General features: G+C 69.2%; 4 protein-coding genes and 1 pseudogene. 3 read left to right on the forward strand and 2 right to left on the reverse strand.

The genetic code is table 11. The annotated features are described in order from the left end of the window. Window positions 1–54: 54 nt before the first annotated feature. Entirely contained in the window at window positions 55–1,977 is a 1,923-nt protein-coding gene (locus KBY19_RS10135; protein WP_210957218.1) for a glycoside hydrolase family 3 protein, read from the reverse strand. A 271-nt stretch (window positions 1,978–2,248) separates the two neighbouring features. Continuing rightward, window positions 2,249–2,875 (reverse strand): NAD(P)H:quinone oxidoreductase, encoded by a 627-nt coding sequence (gene wrbA / locus KBY19_RS10140; RefSeq protein WP_099881897.1) that lies wholly within the window; start codon window positions 2,873–2,875, stop codon window positions 2,249–2,251. 434 nt (window positions 2,876–3,309) lie between these two features. On the opposite strand from wrbA, the gene KBY19_RS10145 reads away from it, so the two are divergent. The 3 genes and pseudogenes from KBY19_RS10145 (at window position 3,310) to KBY19_RS10155 (ending at window position 7,725) form a co-directional block, all read left to right on the forward strand. Beyond that, on the forward strand, window positions 3,310–3,984 hold the full coding sequence (locus KBY19_RS10145; RefSeq protein WP_185017209.1) for a TetR/AcrR family transcriptional regulator: 675 nt from the start codon (window positions 3,310–3,312) through the stop codon (window positions 3,982–3,984). 458 nt (window positions 3,985–4,442) lie between these two features. After that, a pseudogene (locus tag KBY19_RS10150) lies at window positions 4,443–5,998 on the forward strand (MFS transporter). 710 nt (window positions 5,999–6,708) lie between these two features. Further along, window positions 6,709–7,725, forward strand: a complete 1,017-nt coding sequence (locus KBY19_RS10155) for an RNA polymerase sigma factor RpoD/SigA (protein ID WP_099881893.1) — start codon at window positions 6,709–6,711, stop codon at window positions 7,723–7,725. The last annotated feature ends 130 nt before the right edge of the window (window positions 7,726–7,855 follow it).

The following is a 7,855-nucleotide window of genomic DNA, read 5'->3' on the forward strand; positions in this document are numbered from 1 at the left end:
CGGGATCGGCGTCGGCAACGTCGTTGTGCGTCGGCGGTGCCGTGCGGTTGTGGCTCAGTAGCGAAGGCCGTGGCCGAAGGGGTAGAGGGGGCGGTCGGAGGGGGTGAGGGTGGGGATGGGGACGGGGAGCTTTCCGCGGGGGGTCACTGCGCCGTAGAGGACGCGGGCAAGGGCCGTCATGGAGGGAGTGCCGTAGTTGTACGTCGCCAAGTAGGCGGGGACATCGGGGAAGCGGCGGATGTCGTAGGGCAGGCGGACGCCCACCGCGATCACCCGTCGGCCCGTGGCGACCAGGGATTCGATCAGCTGGGCCTGGGCGGCGCCGTCCTCCTTGCCGGCCGCGGCGGCGTTGGCTAGGACGATCGTGACGTCGTGGGTGCGGGCCGCTTCCGTCGCTTCCGTGATCTTGGTGGTGTTCGGTCTGGTTCCGGTCTCCAGGGTGGTCGTCCGCTGGCCGCGCCGCTCGCCGACGGCGCGTGCCAGGGCGGCGAGGGGGGCGGTGCCCCAGCCGGTGAGCAGGACGGTGGCGGGGGAGTGGGGCAGCGGGAGAGCACCGTTCTCGTTCCGGAGCAGGGTGATGGTCCGCTCGGTGATCTGCCGGGCCTGTGACCGGTGCCGCCGGCTGCCGACGATCCGTGCGGCGCGCCGTTCGCTCACGTACGGGGAGGGGAACAGGCGACGCCGCAGCTTGTGTTCGAGAATACGGAGGACGGACTCGTCCAGCCGCTCCTGCGTGATGGTGCCCGACCGTACGGCGTTCCGTACGGCGGTGAAGGCCACCTCCAGCTTCGGAGCCAGCACCAGTTGGTCGCAGCCTGCCTGGAAGGCGCGTACTGGTGCGACGTCGGGCGGGAAGTCGGCCGTGGCGCCGCCCATGTCCAGGGCGTCCGTCGCGATGACGCCGCCGAATCCCAGTTCCTCCCGCAGCAGCCCGGTCACGATCGGCCGGGACATGGTGGCGGGCACCCTGGAGGGGTCCAGCGAGGGCACGACGATATGCGCCGTCATGATCGTGTCCACCCCGCGCCGGATGGCTGCCCGGAACGGTGGCAGATCGATGCGGTCGAGTTCGGCTCGGGTGTGTTTGATCTCCGGGAGACCACTATGGCTGTCGATGTCCGTGTCGCCGTGCCCGGGGAAGTGCTTGGCCGCGCTGGCGACACCACCCCGGTGATAGCCGCGTACGGCGGTCGAGACGAACTTCGAGCACAGCGCGGTGTCCGACCCGAACGAGCGAACTCCGATCACCGGGTTGGCTGGGTTGATGTTGACGTCCGCCACGGGTGCGTAGTTCTGGTTGATACCGACGACAGCCAGTTCGGTGCCGATGATGTCGGCGCTGTCGTAGACGTCCCGCGTTGAGCGGGTCGCGGCCAGTGCCATGTTGCCCGGGAGCTGGGTGGCGGGCTCCAGCATCCGGTAGACGACGCTGCCACCCTCCTGGTCGATGGAGACGAGCAGCGGTACGCGTGCACCAGTGCGTACGGCGGCGCGTTGGAGCCCGTTGGACAGGCGCGCGATCTGGCGCGGCTCGCGTACGTTGTCGGGCCCCCGGCGGGCGTCGAAGTAGATGACGCCACCCGGGCGGTACTTCTCGATCACTTCTGCCGGTGTCGGGACGCCGTACAGCTTGCGATTTCCGTCGTGCTCCGTGTCCGCCGTCTGGCCGTAGACCTCGATGACGAACAGTTGCCCGATCTTCTCGTCGAGGCTCATCCGTTGCAGCAGGGCCGCCGCCCGGGCCCGGACGGCGGACGAAGAGGCGTGCCCCGGCGCGCCCGTCGTCGAGTCGGCCGGAGGCGCGGACGCGGCGTGTCTGCCGGTCAGGGAGGCGGACAGTTGGCCAGAGAGGGCAGGAGTCGCGGAGCGGGCGGTGTGTGCGGCGGCCGGTGACGAGGGAGCCGTGACGCCGATCGCTGCCGCGGTGCCGGCCGCGGCAGCGAGGACGTGTCGGCGAGAGGTGGGCTGCTGTTGCATCGGAACGCTCCTCACATGTGTGGGTGGAGCACGTGGTCATGTGGGGGTCACCGCTGGATGCAACAGCATCGTCCCAGCGTGGCGGCGGATCGGACCAGACGCCGCGCGGGACTTCATGGGTCCAGTCCAGTGGCGTCTGGTCCGTTCACGCGTGGTGACGCGCGCCTTCCCGATGGCGACGCGCGTGTTTCGCCGTGGCGACGCTCACGTCAACCGTGGTGACGCTCACGTCAACCGTGGCGACCACACGTCCCGCGGCGCCGCGCGCCGCTCACTGCTCGGCGAGACCGGCCTTGAGCGCTCGTGTCATCAGCACGACCCGCTCGGCCTGTACGCGGGCGGCCTTCAGCGCCGTGCCGTCGACCGGCTTCTGGCCCTGCGCGTCGACGTGGGAGGTGCCGTAGGGGTTGCCGTCCTCGAACTTCGAGGCATCGGTGTATCCGGGCGGGACGATGATGCCGCCGAAGTGGTGCGCCGAGTTGTACAGCGCCAGCAGCGTGCTCTCCTGCCCGCCGTGTGCCGTGGAGGACGAGGTGAAGCCGCTGTAGACCTTGTCGGCGAGCCGTCCCTCCGCCCACAGCGGTCCGAGGGCGTCGAGATACTGCTTCAGCTGGGAGGTGACGTTTCCGTAGCGGGTGGGGGTGCCCAGGATCGCCGCGTCCGCCCAGTCGATGTCGTCCGGTGTGGCCTCGGGGATGTCCGCGGTCTCGCGCGCGTTCGCGGCCCAGGCGGGGTTCGAGTCGATGGCGGACTGCGGAGCAAGCTCCTGCACGCGGCGCAGCCGGACCTCGGCGCCGGCCTTCTCCGCCGTGTCGGCGATCTCCTTGGCGAGGGTGGCGATGGTGCCGGTCGCCGAGTAGTAGATGACCGCGACCTTGACGGGGGTGGATGTGGACATTGCCGCTCCGTTCTCTCCTGGGGGCGTACACCGGCCCGGACGGGTGTGTACCGGTAGGGCGTCGGCTGTTCATTTGGCGCTTGGTGCTCGGTGGCTCAGCAGCCCAGTGCCTCAGCGACCCTGTTGGCGGGGTGACCGAGTGGCCGGTGGGCTGAACGACCGATGGCCGAGTAGCCCGGAAGTCCGGTGATCAGTGGCTCAGCGACTCAACCGGTAGGCGTGAGGTGAGTCACAGTCGTCAGGGGAAATAACCGGGGAGTGCGTCCCCGTTTACGTAGGCGTTCAAGCGAACCGGGGAGTGGGTCCCCGGATCGAGGAGTACGCGCCAGCCACCGCAGTCGGTGAGCAGTGCAGTCAGTGCATCCGTGCGGGTCGCTGCACGGCTCGCCACTTCAACCACCGCATCAGTCCACCCTGGGAGCGAGGAGTCACAGATGGGCAGCGCAACCACCGCCACCAAGCGCGGCACTGCCGACACTGCCGACTGCGCAGCGCCCAAGGGTCGTGCTGACGCGGCTCGCAACCGCGAACGCATCCTCAACGCGGCCCGCGAGTCGTTCGTCATCCATGGGGCGGACGCGTCCCTGGATGAAATCGCTCGCACTGCGGGGGTCGGAAATGCGACCCTCTACCGGCACTTCCCCGACCGGGACTCGCTGGTGCACGGAGTGATGCATGCCGTCACCGAGCGGATCGCGGAGCGGGCGGAGCAGGCGCTCGCGGAGGAGGACAACTCCTTCGAGGCGCTGCGCCGCTTCGTGTTCGGCGCGGCGGCAGAGCGCATCGGAGCACTCTGCCCCATTCTCTCGGGCCGCTTCGACCCCACGGAGCCGCAGTGCATGGCGGCCCGTACACGGGTCGAAGAGCTCACCCACGAGCTCATTCGGCGGGGCCAGCAGGCGGGCGAGGTGCGATCCGACATCGACGTCGGTGACGTGATGGTCGCGCTCAGCCAGCTCACCCGGCCGCTGCCGGGCGTCGGCTGTCAGCGCATCGAACGTTTCGTCGAACGCCATGTGCAGCTCTTCCTCGACGGGCTGCGCGCTCCCGCCAAGTCCCAACTACCCGGCCACGCCGCGACTCTGGAGGAACTGCGACAGGACAACTGATCTTTGCAGCGCCGGCACGGTGCAGCCAGTGCAGTGCAGCACAGTCGATGCAGCGCAGCTGGGCCGGCTCCGACGACGGAGCCGGAACCGGAGGCGGAGCCACGACTGCAGCCCGTACCAGGACAGCTAGCGGGCAGCTGCGTCGCAGTACGAGTGGTCGTCGCACCGCTCAATTTCCCTCTCCTCCCGAGTCCCTCCTCCCAGCACCTGGATCGGATCCGTGCGAGCACGGGGGGCCCGCACGGATCCGACCCACCTGCCCATCTGCCACCCGTTCCTGACGGCTGACGCCTGGCACCGGACGCCCGAGGCCTGACACCGGATGTCAGACGCCAGACGCCAACGTCGGACACCAGACCTGGACGCCTGCTGAGAGCGGTGTTGTCACAACAACGTCTCCGGCAGCGTCTCTTCAACGTCCCATTTTTCGTACTCCGCACCGTGAGGTAGGCACATCCATGCCAGAAACGCCATCTCCGGCCACCGCGCAGGCCGGGCTCGACCCCCGGCGCTGGAAGGCGCTGGCCTTCATCGCCATCGCGCAGCTCATGGTCGTCCTCGACGCGACGATCGTGAACATCGCGCTCCCTTCCGCCCAGACCGACCTGGCATATCCGACGCCAACCGGCAGTGGGTCATCACCGCCTACGCCCTCGCGTTCGGCGGACTGCTGCTCTTCGGCGGTCGGATCGCCGACATGTGGGGCCGTAAGCGCGCATTCGTGACCGGACTCGTCGGCTTCGCGGCAGCCTCCGCCCTCGGTGGCGCCGCGTCCGGAGAGGCCATGCTGCTGGCGGCGCGGGCGCTGCAGGGCGCATTCGGCGCACTGCTCGCACCGGCCGCACTGTCCCTGCTCGCGGTGATGTTCACCGACGGCAAGGAGCGCGCCAAGGCGTTCGGCATCTACGGCGCCATCGCGGGCGGTGGCGGCGCGATCGGTCTGATCCTCGGCGGTGTGCTGACCGAGTACCTGGACTGGCGCTGGACCTTCTACGTCAACGTCCCGTTCGCGGTCATCGCCGCCCTCGGTGCCGCCAGCGTCATCCGTGAGCCGTCCGGAACCCGGAACCGGTCCGCGCTCGACATCCCCGGCGTCGTTCTCTCCACGCTCGGCCTCGTCTCGCTGGTGTACGGGTTCACCCGTGCGGAGACGGACGGCTGGAGCGAGGGCGGCACCATCGGCATGTTCGTCGCGGCTGCCGTGCTGCTGGGCGCGTTCGCCCTGGTCGAGTCCAAGGTCCGGGCGCCGCTGCTGCCGCTGCGCGTGGTCACCGACCGCAACCGCGGCGGGGTCTATCTGTCGCTCGGCCTGGCCGTCATCGCGATGTTCGGCCTCTTCCTGTTCCTGACGTACTACCTCCAGGTGGTCAAGGACTACTCGCCGGTGCGCACCGGTGTGGCCTTCCTGCCGATGGTGGTCGGCATGATCACCGGCTCTACCCAGATCGGGGCGCGGCTGATGAACCGCGTACCGGCCCGCCTGCTGATGGCGCCCGGCTTCCTGACTGCGGCGCTGGGCATGCTGCTGCTGACCCAGCTCGAGGTGGACAGCTCCTACCCGGCGCTGATCCTGCCCGCCATGGTTCTGCTGGGCCTCGGGCTCGGTACGGCGTTCATGCCCGCGATGTCCCTGGCCACGCACGGTGTACGGCCGAGTGACGCCGGTGTCGCCTCCGCGATGGTCAACACCTCCCAGCAGGTCGGCGGCGCCATCGGTACCGCGCTGCTGAACACCATCGCGGCCAGCGCCACCACCTCGTACGTCACCTCGCACGTCGGCGAGGCCACCAGCAAGCCCGCACAGAAGATGCTGAAGCTGGAAGCCATGGTGCACGGCTACACCTCGGCGATCTGGTGGGCGGTGGGCATCCTGCTCGTCTCGGCCACGATCGTCACGGTCTTCGTGAACGCCCGCGGCGGGGGCAACCAGGCCCCCCAGAAGACGCTCGACGGTGAGACCGACGGCGACACCCCCGGCGGCGAGCCGGAGCCGGTGCTGGCGGCCATGCACTGACGGCCTGACGGCACTGAGAGCGCTGACGCAAGACGCGCGGCGTACGGCACTGTGCGGCGTAGCACGGTGCGGTGCATGACACGGCACGGTGCGCGTACGACTCGGGCGCGGCGCCCGGCTCGGGCCTGCGGGGCCACAGAGTGACCGGCGGCCCTCGTACCTCCTCAGCAGGAGGGCGAGGGCCGCTTTCGTGCCTGTGCCCCGCCTACCGGCGCCCCCGCTTCCCGGCGCCCCCCGCTTCCCGGCGCCCCCGCTTCCCAGCGCCCCCTGCGTTCTCAGTGCCCAGGGTGCTTCCGCTCTCCGTGGGTGGGCACCGGCGGTGCGGTGAAGGCCGGGGGAGTGCGGGAGTACGGGAAGCCGAGAGGCCGGAAGGCTGCAAGGCCGGAAGGTCCACGCAACCAACGGGGATCATCACCCGTCTAGACGGGTGAAGGGTGTCGAAGAAGATGCCCGTCCGGCAGCGGCGGAGTGGCCCCCGAAAGCCTGCCCGGAGCAGCTCCACACCGCTCCGACCAGCGCATGAGCGCTTTCTGTCATCGTCCTGCCCGCATGGGTAGCCGCGCAGTCTACTGCATGATCGGAAAAATGTTGCGCAGGTTGGGAATTTAGTCCGGATTCCAGCCGTTGACATCTACGCAAGGCGGGCACCCGTGAAGTGTCCGAGTCAGCCACCAGGCCAAAGTTTTCAGACCACTCGCAAGGGAGCACGCATGGCAACCCGTGCCGTCGCCCGTCGTCAGGAGAACACGACCGGTGTCTCCGACACGGCAAGCAGTGTTCGCGCCGCAGGCAGCGAAGTCGCGGACCGCGACCTGGTCGGCATGTATCTCGACGAGATCGCGCGCACGCCGCTGCTGGACGCCGCCAAGGAAGTTGAGCTCTCGCTCGCGATAGAAGCGGGCGTCTACGCCCAGCGTATCCTCGACGGTCTTGAGAAGCCGATCTCGAGCGACTCGGCCAGCGCGACCGCGAGTCGTGAGGAGCTGGAAGCCGTCGTCGCCGAGGGCGAACGGGCCAAGGACATCTTCATCCGCTCCAACCTCCGCCTCGTGGTGGCCGTAGCCCGCCGCTACCCGCGCAGCGGCCTGCCCCTGCTGGACCTGATCCAGGAGGGCAACGCCGGACTCGTGCGCGCAGTGGAAAAGTTCGACTACACCAAGGGCTTCAAGTTCTCCACCTACGCGACATGGTGGATCCGCCAGGCCATCACCCGCTCCATCGCCGACCAGTCCCGCACCATCCGGCTTCCCGTCCACCTTGTGGAGGAGCTGGGCCGCATCCGACGAGTGCAGCGCGAGTTCAACCGCGAGCACGGCCGCGACCCGGAGCCGGCGGAGGTGGCCGCGGAGCTCAACTCCACCCCGGAGCGGGTCACGGACGTGCTCGACTGGGCACGCGACCCCGTCAGCCTGAACATGTCGGTCGACGACGAGGGCGAGACCCAGTTCGGTGACCTGCTGGAGGACACCTCGGCCGCGTCCCCGGAGCAGTCCGTGCTCACGGTGCTGCGCCGGGAGGAACTCGACGACCTCATCAGCAGGCTCGACGACCGCACGGCCTCCATCATCAAGGCCCGCTACGGCATGGTCGACGGCCGTGAGCGCACGCTCACCGAGGTCGGCAAGCAGCACGGCCTCACCCGTGAGCGCATCCGCCAGATCGAGAAGCATGCCCTTCTGGAACTGAAGAAGATGGCCCATGACACGGGCTTCGACGAGGCCGCGTAAGAGTCCGCAGGCCGGCTCTTTCGAGCTCGCCCCGCCCGTCGCCCCCACAGACGAGCCCCGGTGCCTTCCCCCGAGCGCCGGGGCTCTTTCCTGTTTGCTTCACCTTCTCTCTCCCCCCGGGCCCCCACCC

The organism is Streptomyces sp. B15, assembly GCF_018070605.1.
Taxonomy (GTDB): domain Bacteria; phylum Actinomycetota; class Actinomycetes; order Streptomycetales; family Streptomycetaceae; genus Streptomyces; species Streptomyces smyrnaeus.